Below are 15,319 nucleotides of genomic sequence, written 5' to 3' on the forward strand. Positions count from 1 at the left end.
GGGTCCGCCACGTCCTACGAGGTCAGCCGTACCGGCAGCTCGAAGAGGTCGTTCTGGGTCACCACCGGCTTGTTGCGCAGTTCCGCCGCGGGGACCGCCAGGTCGAGGGACGGGAAGCGGGCGTACAGCGCGGGCAGCGCGACCCCGGCCTCCAGGCGGGACAGGGCGGCTCCGGGGCACACGTGCGGGCCGTGGCCGAAGGAGATGTGCCGGTTCTCTGTTTCCCGGGTGATGTCGAAGGCGCCCGCGGTCGGGCCGTGCGCCTTCTCGTCGCGGCCGATCGCGCCGTACGACACGATCAGCGCGTCCCCCGCCGGGATCACCTTGTCGCCCACCGGCACGTCCTCCGTCGCGAAGCGGATCAGGACGTGGGAGGTGGGGGTGGAGTGGCGCAGGGTCTCCTCGACCACCGCGGACCAGTCCGCCTCACCGGAAAGGACCAGGTTCCGCTGCTCCGGATGGGTCGACAGGTTGACCACGGCGTTGACGATCAGCGAGATCGTCGTCTCGTGGCCCGCCGCCACCATCAGCTGCAGGGTGGAGACGATCTCCTCGTCGGTGAGGTGGTCGCCGTTCTCGGAGGCCTGGAGCAGGGCGGAGGTGAGGTCGTCGCCGGGGGCGGCGCGCTTGGCCGCCACCGTGTCCGCCATGATCCCCGCCAGCTCGGTGAGCGTCGCGATGACCTCGTTCGGCGGGGTCTGCGTCGAGAAGAACTTCTCGAACAGCTCCTTCAGGCGAGGCAGCCGGGACTCCTCGATGCCCATCAGGTCCGCGATGACGTACATCGGCAGCGGATACGCGAACTCCGTCTTGAGGTCGACCACGCCGCCGTCCGCGGGCAGCCGGTCCAGCAGACCCTCCGTCAGCTTCGTGATCCGCTCGCGCATCTCCTCCACCCGCCGCGGCGTCAGCGCCTGCGCGACCAGCGTGCGCATCCGCCGGTGGTCGGCGCCGTCCACGGTGAGCATGGAGCGGCCGGGGTTGGCGAGCCCGATCAGCGGCCAGTCGGGGGCGATCTCGCCCCGCTGCCAGGCGCCCCAGACGTTGATGTCCTTCACCAGCCGGGGATCCGTCAGCAACTGCCTGGCCTCGGCGTGGTGGGTGACCGCCCACACGGGAACACCGCCGGGCAGTACCACGGCGGCGAGCGGTCCCGCTTCTCTCAACCGGGCGCTTTCCGCGTCCAGGTCGGAGACGAAGGGGTCCAGGGCTATGGGGGATCCGTCGCTAGAGATCATGAGGTAGGGCTTCCAAGGGTAGGGGTGGGCGTAAACCTCACGGGCAGTGCCGTCAGTCCCCGCAGCCACGGCGACGGACGACGCGTCAACGTCTCGGCGGGTACGGCGAGATCGATGTCCGGCAGCCGGTCCAGCACGACCTCGATGGCCGTCCGCGCCACCGTCTCCGCCACCTCCTGCGCCGGGAACGGGCAGCGGTGCTCGCCGTGCCCGAAGGAGAAGTGCGCGTTGTTGCCGCCGGTCAACGCGGCGCCGTCGACGCGCACCTGGGGGTCGCTGTTGGCGCCCTGGAGGCCGAGCAGCAGCAGGTCGCCGGCGCGGACGTGATGGCCGCCGAGGCGGGTGTCGCGGGAGGCCCAGCGGCCCGCCACGTTCTGCGTGGGCGTGTCCTCCCACAGAACCTCGTTCATGGCCTCGGCGACACTGTGGCGCCCGCCGAAGAGGGAGGCGGCGAAGCGTTCGTCGGTCAGCATCAGCCGCAGCGAGTTGCCGATCCAGTCCGCGGTCGGCTGGTGGCCGGCGGCCATCATCACCATGAGGTCCTGGGTGACCTCCTCGTCGGTGAAGCCGCTGTCGTTGGCGAGCATGCGCGAGACGACGTCGTTCGCGGGGTTCGCCTTGCGGTCGGCCAGCAGCGCGGTCATGGACGTGACCAGATGCATCTGGCCCGCGAGCGCCCCTTCCCGGCCGTCGATCATGTCGTTGAGGGCGCTGACCAGACCAGGGCCCTGCTCGTCCGCGAAGCCGTACAGGACCGCCAGGACGCGCACGGGCAGCAGCATCGCGTAGTCCGCGACGAGGTCCGCCTCGCCCTTGCCGCACACCGTGTCGAGCAGCTCGTCCGCGAACCGCTCGACGTGGCCGCGCAGTTCGAACGGGTCGGTGGCCTCCAGGGCGTCACTGATCATCGTGGCGCGCTCGCGGTGGCGTTCGCCGACGGTGTAGAGGATCGAGGGCTGCTTGCGGCCGATCATGGGCAGCAGCGGCCAGTCGTCGGGGATGTTGTCCCACTGGTTCCACAGGTCGGAGTCCCGGCTGAACAGCACGGGATCGCCGGTCACCTGGTGCAGCTCGCGGTAGCCGAGCACGAGCCACGCCGGTACGTCGCCGTCGAGGACGACCGGTGCGACGGCACCGTGGTCGCGCCGCATCTCCCGGTACAGCTCTGCGGGTTCGGTCTGGAACCGGGGCCCGCTCAGGGGCACGGGGGCGGTGGTCACACCAGCTCCTGTTCGGGTTTGGGGGCGTGGGCGGCGTAGAGGTGCTGCAGATGCTCGACCAGTGTGATCAGGACCTGCTTGCCGGACTCGCGGGAACGCGCGTCGCAGTCGATCAGCGGGATCTGCGGGTCGAGGTCGAGGGCCGCGCGGATCTCGTCGTGCGTGTGGCGGGGTCCGCCGAAGTCGTTGCAGGCCACGATGAACGGCATGCCGTGGCGCTCCAGGCGGTCGATGGCGTACCACGAGTCGTCGATACGCCGGGTGTCGAGGAGGACGACCGCGCCGAGCGTGCCGGAGAAGAGCCGGTCCCACAGGAACCAGAACCGCTCCTGGCCCGGAGCGCCGAACAGATACAGCACGTTGCGGGCGTCCAGCGAGATGCGGCCGAAGTCGAAGGCGACGGTCGTCGCGGACTTCTCCCGCACCCCGGTCACGTCGTCGACCGACTCGCCGGCCTGGGTCATCGTCTCCTCGGTGCTGAGCGGACGGATCTCGCTCACCGAACGGACGAGGGTCGTCTTGCCGACGCCGAAGCCGCCGACGACCACGATCTTCAGACCGTTCTCGGCCTGGGCACCCAGCGGAGTGCGGGTGTCCGAGGGCTTTTCGTCAGAGGTTGCGGAGTCCAACGAGCACCTGCTCCAGGATGTCGGGATCGGGAAGTGTGGCGACACGGGGGTGGCGGGCGCTGACGCGGCCCGCCACGAGGAGATCGGACAACAGGATGCGTGTGATGCTCACCGGCAGCCGCAGCTCGGCGGCGATCTCCACGACCGCCGTCGGCCGTTCGCACATCCGCAGGATCGCGCTGTGCTCCGACTGCATGCCCGGCGTCGGGTCGCATTCGGCGACCATCAGTGTCACCAGGTCGAGCCGGTCCGCCGAGTCGGACCGGCTGCGCCCTCCCGTGAGGGTGTAGAGCCGGTCGGGCGCGTCGTCCCTGCCGGGGCGGCTCATGACGTACGGGGCTGCGCGGTCAGATATTCGCCGAGCTGTTCCACGAGTTCGCTCATGTTGTGGCCGACGAGCCCCGCGTCCGCGTCCTCGGTGGTGACCAGGGCGAGGTGCGCGCCCTCGCCCGCCTCGACGATGAACAGGACCCCGCCGTAGAACTCGGCCATCGCCGAGCGCACGCCTCCGCTGCCGTCACCGAACTCGATGGACGCGCCGTGGGACAGCGACTGGATGCCGGCGGCTATGGCGGCGAGCTGGTCCGCCTGGTCGACCGAGAGCTCCGGGGTGCGGCACAGTTTCAGCCCGTCCCGGGACAGCACGAGCGCGTGCCGGGCCCCCGGGGTGCGCTCCAGCAGGCCCTGGATGAGCCAGGTCAGCTTCTCGTCGGCGGTGGTGGTGCCGGTCATGGGTTGGTGTTGCCTTCCGGGTACGAGGGGGTGGCCGCTGTTTCGAGTGCGGCGGGGTCGGGGAGCGGTTCCGGTGCGGTGGGATCCGATGCGGGCTCGGGCGTCGGACCTCAGAGCGGCCCGCTCGTCGTGTCGGGTGTCTGTGCGTCCCGTCGGGGGCCGTCGGGCTCCGGCTTCGGTGCCGCCTCCCGTGCGGCTTCCGGTTCCGTCGTGCCCTGGACGGCGTCCTGGTCCGGCAGCGCGTTGCGGACCGCCTGGCGGAAGCTGCCGAAGCGGGCGGCCCGCGCCTTGGCGGTGTCGTCCGCGGCGCGCGGCTCCCGCTCGGCGCGGTCGGCGGAGTGAGTACGCTCGGCCGCGGCGAGCGTGTGCCCGCGGCGGCGCCGGGGCAGTCCGCCGGCGTCGGCGGTGTCCGGCCGGGGGGACTTGTCGGTGGGCGACTCGTGCGTGGGCACCGGGTCCGGGTCGAGGTCCAGCGGGGCACGGGTGGCGGCGTACGACGGCCGGTGCTCGTCGGCGGTCCGCGCGGGGGCGGCGTCGGCGACCTGGTCCGGGGCGGGAACCGAGGGGGCCGTGAGTTCCGGCTGGGACAGGATGTCCTGCGGAATCAGCACCAGTACGCCCGTACCGCCGCGCGCGGAGGGCCGGAAGGACACCTTCAGGCCGTGCTTGCGGGCGAGCCGGCCGACGACCGGGAGGCCGAGCCGGGTGCCGGTGAGCCCGTCCAGTTCGCCGATGTCGCCGGACACGGCGCGTTCGGCGCGGCGCAGCTGTACGTCGCCCATGACCAGGCCGGAGTCCTCCACGGAGACGATGACCCCGGAGGGCACCTCCTCGACGTAGACATGGACCTCGGCGGTCGGCGGGGAGAAGTTGGCAGCGTTGTCAAGGAGTTCGGCGAGCGCGTGCATCACGCCCTCGGCGGCGTGCCCGGCCACCGCGACGTCGCTGGAGGAGTGGACGCGGACGCGCTGGTAGCCGCTGATGCGGCCCATCGCGCCGCGCAGGATCGACTCCATGACGATGGGGCGCGCCCAGCGGCGGCCGGAGCGGGCGCCCGCGAGGACGGCGACGGAGTCGGCGAGGCGGCCCGCCTGCGCGGTGCGGTGGTCGAGGTGGAGCAGGTCGGCGAGGACGTCCTCGTCCGCGTGCTTGTCCTCCATCGTGCGCAGGTCGGCGAGCATGCCGGTGGCCAGGGCCTGCATGCGGCCGGCGACGTTGGCGGTGATGGAGATGGCCGCGTCCCGCGTGTTCGTGGCCTGGCGCAGCCGGTGGGTGAGACGGGTCCGCTCCGCGGTGAGCCGGGCGATGTCGTCGGTGAGGGCGGTCCGCTCCTCGGTGAACTCCTCGGTGAGGGCGGTCCGCTCCTGGGTGAACTCGTCGGTGAGCGTGGCCCGCTCCCGGTCGAACTCGTCGGTGAGGGCGGTCCGCTCCCGGGCGAACTCGTCGGTGAGGGCGGTCCGCTCCCGGTCGAACTCGTCGGTGAGCCGGGCCTGCTCCCCCGCGAACGACTCGGCGAGCCGGCCCCGCTCCCGCTCGAACTCGTCGCGCTGCCTTACGCGCTCCTCGATGGAATCGTTCGTCAGCCGGCCCCGCTCCCGGCTGAACTCCTCGGCGAGCCGGGCGCGCTCCTGGATCGCTCGGCTCGCCTCCAGCGTGGCGGCGTCCAGTTGACGGCGCGCCAGCCGCGCCGATCCGGTGCCGTGCACGGCGAAGGCGACGGCCGCGGCCAGCAACAGGGTTGCGGCGGCGCCGCACCAGGCGAGGGGGGCGCCGGCCGTCGGCGCCACCAGGACCGCGGCGACGACGGCGAGACCCGCCAGAACGGCGGTGCCCAGCGCGGCTGTTGCGGCGGTGCGGACGGCGGGGCGCTCGCCCGACGGTATGGGGGCGGTCATGGATGGATTCCTCGGTCGGCCTCGGTCGTGTCCAGGGACTGTGGCGCGTGGGGCCGGCGGACGAGAAGTGACCCCTGATGCTCAATCGGCGTAACTATAGGAGAGTCCGTGATCACAATGGACCACTCCTGCTTGAAATTTCATCATCCGCCCGTCGCCTGTGAGGTTTCGGCACGCTCCGCACCGGTCACTGTCAGTGGTCGGAGGATTCCTGGGAAACGGTCGGAGGCATCCTGGGAAACATGACGGATCGTGGGGAGCGACAGCCCGGCGCCGCGGACGCGGACGCCGCCGCGCTGCGGGCTGAGCTGCGGGCCGAGCTGCGCGCGGCGGTGCGCGGCACGGTCGACTTCGGTACGACGGCGCGGGCGCTGCACACCATGGACGCGTCCAACTACCGCAGAGTGCCGCTCGGCGTGGTGGCTCCCCGGGACACGGACGACGTGGCGGCGGCGCTGGGTGTGTGCCGTGCGCACGGCGTACCGGTCGTCGCGCGAGGTGGCGGCACGTCAATCGCCGGGCAGGCGACAGGCACCGGAGTGGTGCTGGACTTCACCCGGCACATGAACCGGGTGCTGTCGGTGGACCCCGAGGCGCGCACGGCCGTCGTGCAGCCGGGCCTGGTCCTCGACCGCCTCCAGGAGGCCGCCGCCCCGCACGGCCTGCGCTTCGGTCCCGACCCCGCGACGCACAGCCGCTGCACGCTCGGCGGGATGATCGGCAACAACTCGTGCGGCTCGCACTCGGTGGCCTGGGGGACGACGGCGGACAGCGTGCGGGAGCTGGCCGTGGTCACCGCGCGCGGCGAGCGGCTGCGGCTCGGGCAGGGATGGGCCGGGGCGCCGGAAGGCCTGCGGGAGCTGGCGGAGGGCGAACAGGCCCGGCTGCGCACGGGCTTCCCCGAACTGCCCCGCCGCATCTCCGGGTACGCGCTGGACGCCCTGCTCCCCGAGAAGGGCGCCGACGTCGCCCGTTCCTTCTGCGGCTCCGAGGGCACCCTGGGCATCCTGACGGAGGCGGTCGTACGGCTCGTCGAGGCGCCCCGCGCGCGTGCCCTGGCCGTCCTCGGGTACGGCGACGAGAGCGCGGCCGCCGAAGCCGCCGCCGGGCTGCTGCCGTACCACCCGCTGACGGTCGAGGGCATGGCGGCCGACCTGGTGCCGTCCGCGGCCGGGCTGCCCAGGGGCGGCGCCTGGCTGTTCGTGGAGACGGGCGGGGAGACGGCGCAGGAGGCACGCGCGCGTGCGGAGGCGGTCGTCCGCGCGGCCGACGTCCTCGACGCGTCGGTCGTCACCGATCCCGCCGCCCAGCGGGCCCTGTGGCGCATCCGGGAGGACGCGAGCGGCACGGCGACCAGGATGCCGGACGGCAGCGAAGCCTGGCCCGGCTGGGAGGACTGCGCCGTGCCGCCGCCCCGGCTGGGCGCGTACCTGCGGGACTTCAGAGGGCTGCTGACCGCCCACGGCCTGCGCGGGACGCCGTACGGCCACTTCGGGGACGGCTGCATCCATGTCCGCATCGACTTCGACCTCATGACCGAGGCGGGAATCGGCCGCTTCCGGCGCTTCTCGGAGGAACTCGCCGAACTGGTCGTGACGCACGGCGGCTCGCTGTCGGGGGAGCACGGCGACGGGCAGGCCCGGGCGGAGCTGCTGCCGAAGATGTACGGCGACGAGACGGTGGCCCTCTTCGAGCGGGCGAAGGGGATCTGGGACCCGGACGACCTGCTCAACCCGGGGATGCTGGTGCGGCCCGCCCCGCTGGACTCCAACCTCCGCTTCTCGGTCCTGCCGCCCGAGCCCGTGGACGTGGCCTTCGGCTACCCGGCCGACGGCGGCGACTTCTCGGCGGCGGTGCGCCGGTGTGTCGGGGTCGCCAAGTGCCGTACGACGACGGTGGCGGGCTCCGCCGTCATGTGCCCGTCGTTCCGCGCGACCGGCGAGGAGCAGCACTCCACTCGCGGGCGGGCCCGGCTGCTGCACGAGATGCTCGCGGGCGAGCTGGTGACGGACGGCTGGCGCTCGACCGAGGTCCGGGACGCGCTGGACCTGTGTCTGTCCTGCAAGGGCTGCCGCTCCGACTGCCCGGTCGAGGTCGACATGGCCACGTACAAGGCGGAGTTCCTGCACCACCACTACCGGGGGCGGCGGCGGCCGGCCGCGCACTACGCGATGGGGTGGCTGCCGCTCTGGCTGCGCTGGGTGGCCCGCACGCGCACGGCCCGGCTCGTCAACGTGCTCGCCTCGGTACGGCCGTTGGCGTGGGCGGGGAAGCGGCTGGCCGGGATCGCGCCGGAGCGGGAGATCCCGCGGCTGGCGCCGGAGACGTTCAGCCGGTGGTGGCGGCGCAGGTTCCGGGCGCAGATGCGGCGCGCGAGGGCCGAATGGAAGGCGGGCGGCGCACCGACGGGCCCGCGCCACGCCGTGCTCCTGTGGCCGGACACCTTCACCGAGCACCTCTCGCCGTCCGTGGGCAAGGCCGCCGTGCGCGTCCTGGAGGCGGCGGGGGTGGGGGTGCTGCTGACGCCGACGGTCGTCCCGACGGTGAAGCGGACGACGGAGGGCGATCTCGCGGGCATCGCCGTCAACCCGTGGTCGCCGCGCCGCGCCCGCGTCTGCTGCGGGCTGACGTACATCTCCACGGGCCAGCTGGACCGTGCCCGCGCGGTGCTGCGGCGCACGCTCGACCTGCTGGAGCCGTTTCTGCTGCCCGAACTGGCCGCCGAGGACCTGACGCCGGTCGTCGTCCTGGAGCCCAGCTGCGCGGCCGCCCTCCGCACCGACCTGCCCGAGCTGCTGCACGACGATCCGCGTGCGAAGCGGCTGGCATCGGCGGTCGTGACCTTCGCGGAGGCGCTGGAGCGGTACGCGCCCGACTGGACCCCGCCGTCGGTGGCCCGCCCGGTGGCCGGCCAGACCCACTGCCACCAGCACGCGGTGCTGGGCGACGCCCCCGACCGCCGGCTGCGTGAGGCGGCGGGCCTCACCGGTGAGCTGAGCGGTGGCTGCTGCGGCCTCGCGGGCAACTTCGGCTTCGAGAAGGGGCATGACGAGGTGTCGGCGGCCTGCGCGGAGGAACAACTGCTACCGGCGATACGGGAGGCGGCCGAGGGGACGGTGATCTTGGCGGACGGGTTCTCCTGCCGTACACAGCTGGAACAGCTGGCCGGGGTACGCGGGCGGCACCTGGCGGAGGTGCTGGCGGACGCGCTGGAGGACGCGCCGGAGGACGCGCCGGAGAAGAAGGGGAGCTGACCGACTCGCCGGGCGGGGGCGAGGCCGACTCGTCCGGTGGGGACGAGGCCGACTCACCCCGCGGGGACGAGGTCATGCCACGCGGATGCCGGATCCTTGAGGCTCGGACAACTGATCCATCCTCGTAGGGAGTTCCGCGTATGACCCTCCGCCTTCAGCCGATCAGCCGGGCCGAGCATCTGGCGTTCGTGGCGAGCCGGGCCTCGGTGAGCCACATGCAGGTGCCGTCCTGGGGGGACGTGAAGCCGGACTGGCGGGCGGAGAGTCTGGGCTGGTTCGACGCGCAGGGGCGGATCGTCGGGGCGGGGCTCGTGCTGCTGCGCCCGCTGCCGAAGGTGAAGCGGTACCTGGCGTACCTGCCGGAGGGCCCCGTCATCGACTGGCACGACCCCGACCTGCGGCGCTGGCTGGATCCCCTGCTCGCCCACCTGAAGGGGCAGGGCGCCTTCTCGGTGAAGATGGGGCCGCCCGTGGCCATACGGCGGTGGAGCGCGGAGGCGGTCAAGGCGGCGATCGCCGATCCCGGCGCCAGGCGGCTGCGGGACGCGGAGGCGACCTCGTACGAACCGCACGCCTTCGACATCGCCGACCGGCTGCGCCGCATGGGGTGGCGGCAGACCGAGCCCGGCACCGAGGAGGGCTTCGCCGCCGGGCAGCCCCGGTACGTCTTCCAGGTGCCGTTCGCCGGCCGGTCGCTGGACGACATCCACCGCGGGCTCAACCAGCAGTGGCGGCGCAACATCAAGAAGGCGGAGAAGGCGGGGGTCGAGGTCGTCCGCGGCGGATACGAGGACCTGCCGGTCTTCTACGGCCTGTACGCCGAGACGGCCGAGCGCGACCGGTTCATCCCCCGCCCCCTGTCCTACTTCCAGCGCATGTGGACCGCCCTCGCCGCCGAGCACCCCGACCGCATGCGGCTCTACCTCGCCCATCACGAGGGCGACGTCCTCGCCGCGGCCACCATGCTCGTCGTCGGCAGCCACGTCTGGTACTCCTACGGCGCCTCCACCAGCCGCAAGCGCGAGGTCCAGCCCAACAACGCCATGCAGTGGCGCATGATGACCGACGCCCACCGGCTGGGCGCCGCCGTCTACGACTTCCGGGGCATCACCGACACCCTGGAGGAGTCCAACCACCTCCTGGGCCTGCTCCGCTTCAAGGCGGGCGCGGGCGGCGAGGCCGTCGAGTACCTGGGGGAGTGGGACTTCCCGCTGAACCGGCTGCTGCACAGGGCACTTGACGTCTACATGGCCCGACGCTGAGGGCACTCTCAGGTTCTCAAACAAACTCCAAGGATTTCCAAGGGGATTCACAGCGGCCCTTTGCCATTTTTGCCGTCCAGCCCCATGCGAGCCGTGTAGTTTCTTGTTCATCGGGATCCGGAAGCGGAATTCCCGAAGCACAGAACCGCGAAACGCTAGGAGTCGGAATGAGCTTCAAGAAGCTGGCCCCGCTGCCCCCCAAGCCCAAGTCGAAGCAGCTTCCCCCGCCGCCTCAGCCGAAGCCGAAGAAGCGCGCGCCCAAGCCGGCGCCCAAGCCGCTGCCCGGCCGGGACCAGTGATCCGGGGCTGAGCAAAAGGGGGTCGATGGTGCACCGTCGACCCCCTTTGCGCATTCCTGAATTCAAATAGGCCGGGCGACGGAAAGCGGAGGAGATGTGAAATGGACGTCGATGAGGAAGAAGAACTCGGATACGAGGGCGAAACTCCCACCATCCCCGCCCGTACCGCCTTCCGCCGCTTCTGGCCGCTGACCAGAGGTCTGCGCCGCTGGCTGGTGGTCGTCTGGGTGTGCACGGTGATCGCCGCGCTCGCCGAGACCGAGGCCATCCTGCTCTTCAGCGAGCTCACCGACCACGCCCTGCAGAAGGGCTCGCTCAGCGCGTTCTGGAGTCCGGCCGCGAAGTGGCTGGGTGTCGCGGTGGTCGGTGCGGTCGTCGCGTACGGGGGCAACTCCCTCGCCGCATGGGCGACGGAGCGCTTCGTGATGAGATTGCGCGAACACGTCTTCGACCATGTGCAGCGGCTGCCCCCGCACTTCTTCCAGCGTCACCGCCAGGGCGACCTGCTGTCCCGCCTGACCAGCGACGTCGATGCGATCGAGACGATGGTCGTGTCCGGTCTCGTGGGCGCCGCCTCGGCGGCCTTCTCCGCCCTCTTCTACGCGGCCGCCGCGTTCTGGCTGCGCTGGGACCTGGCCGCCGCCACCTTCGTCCTCGCCCCCCTGTTCTGGCTGGCGGCCCGCCGCTTCTCCGGCTCTATCAAGGACGTCTCGCGCGCGGGCCGGGTCGCCGACGGCGCGATCACCTCCGTGGTCGAGGAGTCCCTGGGCAACATCGTGCTGACGCAGGCGTACGACCGCCGGGACGCGGAGCGGCGGCGGCTGAGCGAGGAGGCGAACGCCTGGTTCCGCGCCTCCGTCCGCTCGGCGCGCCTCAACGAGGCGTATGAACAGCTCGTCCAGGTCATCGAGACGGTGTGTGTCCTCGCGGTGATCGGCATCGGCGCCTGGGAGATCTCCACCGGCCGCATGACCCTCGGCCAGCTCCTCGCCTTCTCCGCCTTCCTCGGCTACCTCTACCCGCCCGTGCGCGGCCTCGCCCAGCTCGGCCTCACGATCACGGCGGCCACGGCGGGCGCCGAGCGGCTCATCGAGATCCTCGACGTGAAGCCGTCGGTCACCGACCCCCGGCACGGCGCGGAGACCGGCCGCCCCGACGGCACGGTGGAGGTCCGGGACGTGGCGTTCAGCTACCCCGGCTCCGACACGACGGCCCTGGAGGGCCTCTCCTTCACGGTCAACCCGGGCGAGCTCGTGATCATCACCGGCCCGAGCGGCGCGGGCAAGTCCACGGTGTCCAAGCTCCTGCTCCGCTTCTACGACCCCGACGCGGGCGAGATCCTCCTGGACGGCGTACCGCTGCGGGACTTCCCGCTCGCCCGCCTGCGCGAGTACGTGACTCTGCTCCCGCAGGAGACGCTCGTCCTGCACGACACGGTCCGCGCGAACATCGCCTGCGGCCGCCCCGGCGCCAGCGAGCAGGCGATCATCGAGGCGGCGAAGGCGGCCGACGCGCACGACTTCATCGAGCGCCTCCCCGACGGCTACGACACCAAGGTCGACCCCAACTCGGCCCGCCTGTCCGGCGGCCAGCTCCAGCGCCTCGCCATCGCCCGGGCGATCCTGCGCGACGCGCCGGTCCTCGTCCTCGACGAGCCGACGACCGGTCTGGACGCGATGGCCGCACGCAGGGTGGTGAAGCCGCTCCGCCGCCTGACGGCGGGCCGTACGACCATCATGATCACCCACGACCTCAACCTCGCCCCCGACGCCGACCGCATCCTCGTCGTCGACCGCGGCCGCATCGTGGAGACGGGCCGGCACGAGGAACTGCTGGCGCGGGGTGGGGCGTACTCCCGCCTGCACCGTTCGCAGAACAACGCGGCGATGGACACGGGGGAGCTGCGGCTGCCGCTGTTCGTGGAGGGGGCCGCGCCGGTTCAGGTGCCGGTTCAGGTGCCGGTTTCGGTCCCGGTTTCGGTACCGGTTGCGCAGGAGGCGGCCCAGATGGCGTACGGCGACGGCTACGGGCACGGCAACGGGTATGGCAATGGGCACGGCAACGCGTATGGCAACGCGCATGGCAACGCCTATGGCTACGACCAGGGGCAAGGACCGGAGTACTACAGGTACGACGCCTACGCCGCCGCGGGGCTCTGGGTGCAACCCGCGCCCACGTACGAAGCTCCCGCGACCGTCCCGGGCACGATTCCCGACGGTCTCCCCGACGGTCGTCCCCTGTTCCGTGACGAGGAGCCCTGGCCCGGCATCTGATCTCAGCATCCAGGACAGTTACATAAGTGGTTCACACTCCTGACGAAGTCTATTACCCTGGACTCGGTAGTACATCACGATGAACACACCTTCATCCGAGCCAGCCACCAGGACCGCCCGTGACCACCTCCAGCGCCAGCGCCGGCGCCACCACCCCGTCGTCCTCACCCACCTCCACGACGGACCACGCGCCCACCCCCCTGAGCGGCGCGCCCCGCCGGTTCGGCTCGCTGGGCTCGCTCGGGCCGGTCGGGCTGGTGCTGGCCGGAGGTATCTCGGTCCAGTTCGGCGGAGCGCTCGCCGTGACGCTCATGCCACGGGCCGGCGCGCTGGGCGTGGTGACCCTGCGACTGTTCGCGGCCGCGCTGATCCTGCTGGTGGTCTGCCGCCCCCGCCTGCGCGGCCACTCGCGGACGGACTGGGGCACGGTGATCGCCTTCGGGATCACCATGGGTGCGATGAACGGCCTCTTCTACGAGGCCGTCGCGCGCATCCCTCTCGGTCCCGCCGTCACCCTGGAGGTTCTGGGCCCCCTGGCCCTCTCGGTCCTGGTCTCCCGCCGCGCGGTCAACGCGGTCTGGGCGGGCCTGGCCGTGGCCGGCGTCTTCCTCCTGGGCGGGGGAGGCTTCAGCGACCTGGACGCGGTGGGCGTCGCCTTCGCACTGGGGGCGGGCGCCATGTGGGCGACGTACATCGTTTTCAGCGCCCGCACGGGTCGCCGCTTCCCGCAGGCCGACGGCCTGGCGCTGGCCATGGCGGTGGCCGCGCTGCTGTTCCTCCCGCTGGGGATCGCCGAGTCGGGCACCAGGCTCCTGAACCCGACCACGCTGGCCCTGGGTTCCGGGGTCGCGGTCCTTTCCTCGGTCCTCCCCTACACCCTCGAACTCCTGGCCCTGCGCAGCCTCCCCGCCTCCACCTTCGCCGTCCTCATGAGCCTGGAACCGGCCCTGGCCGCGACAGCGGGCTTCCTCATCCTGCACCAGTCCCTCTCCACCACCCAGACGATCGCGATCGCGCTGGTCATCGGGGCGAGCATGGGGGCGGTGCGGACGCAGGTGGGGCGGGGGAAGACGACGGGGTCGGTGGGGTCGACGGGGCCAGCGGGGTCGACGGGGCCAGCGGGGTCGACGGGCGCTTCCTGACGGTTCCTGACGGTTCCTGCGGCAGGGCCAGGCGTGTGGGGACTAGAGCCGGCCTCGTGCCCTGAACCCGAAGGCGTACCACCGAGCCGAATACCTCGCCCATGTCGCGACCGAGCCGGACGAGGCACGCGAGCATCTGACCACCGCCAGCGGCATCTGTCGTGCCGCCGCCAAGGCGGCGCTCGCGGAGTGACCTGAAGTTGGGAGTACGTCCCGGACGAGGAGACGGCGGCAGCCGGAGCGCCGCCCGGGTTTGTCGCCGAAGTCGAGAAGACAGCGGACGAACTGGTCCGGGCGGCCGAGGCGCTTTACCTTCTCGGCCCCAGGTATCAGGGGGCCGACGAAGGGGCGAAGCACGCGTTCGTGGCGGGCGGATTCTTCGTGTACATGGTCACGCCACGCTCGGAACTCGTCAGTACCTGGCAGATCATGCCCGACCCGCTGTCGTGACCATCGCCAGATGTCGTCGCACGGCGAGGTGAGGCCTCCGCCTCAGGAGGCCGTTTCCACCCACTCCTCGAACGTCGGCCCCGCCAGCCGTGCCTCCGCTCCCGGCAGCAGCCCGCCGTTCTCGAACAGGTCCCGCTCCGGGTTGGCCGGATCGCTCACGGCGACCACCTTCACCGCCGGGTCCCGGTGGGACATCAGCAGCCGCGCCGCCTCCTCCAGGCTCTCCTCGCGCGGGCCGGCCACCTCCGGGAACGGCGACCGCGCCCCCGGTGCCTCGTCGGCCTCCGCCAGGTCCACCAGTGCCTCCGCGACGGCCCGGGCCGCGACCAACTGCGTCCGCATCTGCGGGACGTACACCGTGTCGCCCTGCCGTCCCCACTGCGTCAGCTGCTCCACGAACTCATGGAACTGCGCCGCCCGCAGCACCCGCACCGGCACCGGCCCGGCCAGCACCGCGCGCTCCTGCTCCAGCTTGGCCGCGTTGTAGCCGGCGACCGACCCGTCGATGCCGATGATCGACACGACGACCATCCGGCCGACCCCCGCCTTCGCCCCGGCCTCGTGCAGATTGCGGGCCGTCGCCGTGAAGAACTCCGTCGCCACCTGCTGGTCGGGCGAGGGCGTGCTGGCCGCGTCGATCACGACGTCCACGCCCTCCAACGCCTCCGCCAGCCCCGCACCGGTCACGATGTCGACCCCGGTGGCCCGCGACATCGGCACCACGTCGTGCCCCCGCTCCGTCAGCACGTCCACCACATGCCGCCCGAGCCGCCCGGTCGCCCCGGCCACCGCGATCTTCTTGGCCTCGCTCATCGATGTCTCTCCCTCGGTTTCCGTCCCGTGATTGCGTTGTCATGGGTCTGACGGACGGGAGGGAGGAGATGTGACAGGGGCCCGGGGCTTCGGCGGAGGAGATGTGCCAGGC

At 72.0% G+C, this 15,319-nt stretch carries 12 protein-coding genes; 5 read left to right on the plus strand and 7 right to left on the minus strand.

Features of this window, described 5'->3' with window-relative positions:
• Positions 1 to 14: 14 nt before the first annotated feature.
• From ACIPSA_RS15870 to ACIPSA_RS15895, 6 genes are all read right to left on the minus strand, one after another.
• Positions 15 to 1,238, minus strand: a complete 1,224-nt coding sequence (locus ACIPSA_RS15870; protein ID WP_402634370.1) for a cytochrome P450 — start codon at positions 1,236 to 1,238, stop codon at positions 15 to 17.
• On the minus strand, positions 1,235 to 2,458 hold the full coding sequence (locus ACIPSA_RS15875) for a cytochrome P450 (RefSeq protein ID WP_402634373.1): 1,224 nt from the start codon (positions 2,456 to 2,458) through the stop codon (positions 1,235 to 1,237). The genes ACIPSA_RS15870 and ACIPSA_RS15875 overlap by 4 nt, the downstream gene beginning before the upstream one ends.
• A complete protein-coding gene (locus ACIPSA_RS15880; protein WP_402634376.1) occupies positions 2,455 to 3,087 on the minus strand; it encodes a GTP-binding protein in 633 nt (210 codons plus the stop codon). Before ACIPSA_RS15880 ends, ACIPSA_RS15875 begins: the two co-directional genes overlap by 4 nt.
• Positions 3,068 to 3,415: a DUF742 domain-containing protein gene (locus ACIPSA_RS15885; protein ID WP_402634379.1), complete on the minus strand. Its 348-nt coding sequence runs from the start codon at positions 3,413 to 3,415 to the stop codon at positions 3,068 to 3,070. Before ACIPSA_RS15885 ends, ACIPSA_RS15880 begins: the two co-directional genes overlap by 20 nt.
• On the minus strand, positions 3,412 to 3,819 hold the full coding sequence (locus ACIPSA_RS15890) for a roadblock/LC7 domain-containing protein (RefSeq protein ID WP_402634382.1): 408 nt from the start codon (positions 3,817 to 3,819) through the stop codon (positions 3,412 to 3,414). Before ACIPSA_RS15890 ends, ACIPSA_RS15885 begins: the two co-directional genes overlap by 4 nt.
• Before the next feature lie 110 nt (positions 3,820 to 3,929).
• A complete protein-coding gene (locus ACIPSA_RS15895) occupies positions 3,930 to 5,714 on the minus strand; it encodes an ATP-binding protein (protein ID WP_402634385.1) in 1,785 nt (594 codons plus the stop codon).
• Positions 5,715 to 5,956: 242 nt separating this feature from the next.
• On the opposite strand from ACIPSA_RS15895, the gene ACIPSA_RS15900 reads away from it, so the two are divergent.
• The 5 genes from ACIPSA_RS15900 (at position 5,957) to ACIPSA_RS15920 (ending at position 13,944) form a co-directional block, all read left to right on the plus strand.
• The gene (locus tag ACIPSA_RS15900) at positions 5,957 to 8,968 is read left to right on the plus strand and encodes an FAD-binding and (Fe-S)-binding domain-containing protein (protein WP_402634387.1); all 3,012 of its coding nucleotides are present in this window, start codon (positions 5,957 to 5,959) and stop codon (positions 8,966 to 8,968) included.
• 140 nt (positions 8,969 to 9,108) lie between these two features.
• Positions 9,109 to 10,230 (plus strand): lipid II:glycine glycyltransferase FemX, encoded by a 1,122-nt coding sequence (locus ACIPSA_RS15905; protein ID WP_402634390.1) that lies wholly within the window; start codon positions 9,109 to 9,111, stop codon positions 10,228 to 10,230.
• Between the two features lie 167 nt (positions 10,231 to 10,397).
• Positions 10,398 to 10,529 carry a hypothetical protein gene (locus tag ACIPSA_RS15910; RefSeq protein WP_402634393.1) on the plus strand — a complete coding sequence of 44 codons (132 nt, stop codon included), beginning with the start codon at positions 10,398 to 10,400 and terminating at the stop codon, positions 10,527 to 10,529.
• A gap of 101 nt (positions 10,530 to 10,630) precedes the next feature.
• Entirely contained in the window at positions 10,631 to 12,802 is a 2,172-nt protein-coding gene (locus tag ACIPSA_RS15915; RefSeq protein WP_402634396.1) for an ABC transporter ATP-binding protein, read from the plus strand.
• A 119-nt stretch (positions 12,803 to 12,921) separates the two neighbouring features.
• The gene (locus tag ACIPSA_RS15920) at positions 12,922 to 13,944 is read left to right on the plus strand and encodes an EamA family transporter (protein ID WP_402634399.1); all 1,023 of its coding nucleotides are present in this window, start codon (positions 12,922 to 12,924) and stop codon (positions 13,942 to 13,944) included.
• Between the two features lie 492 nt (positions 13,945 to 14,436).
• On the opposite strand, the gene ACIPSA_RS15925 is transcribed toward ACIPSA_RS15920, so the two are convergent.
• On the minus strand, positions 14,437 to 15,207 hold the full coding sequence (locus tag ACIPSA_RS15925; protein WP_402634401.1) for an SDR family oxidoreductase: 771 nt from the start codon (positions 15,205 to 15,207) through the stop codon (positions 14,437 to 14,439).
• Positions 15,208 to 15,319: the final 112 nt, after the last annotated feature.

Origin of the sequence: Streptomyces sp. NPDC086549 (genome assembly GCF_044746205.1) — a bacterium.
Taxonomy (GTDB): Bacteria; Actinomycetota; Actinomycetes; order Streptomycetales; family Streptomycetaceae; genus Streptomyces.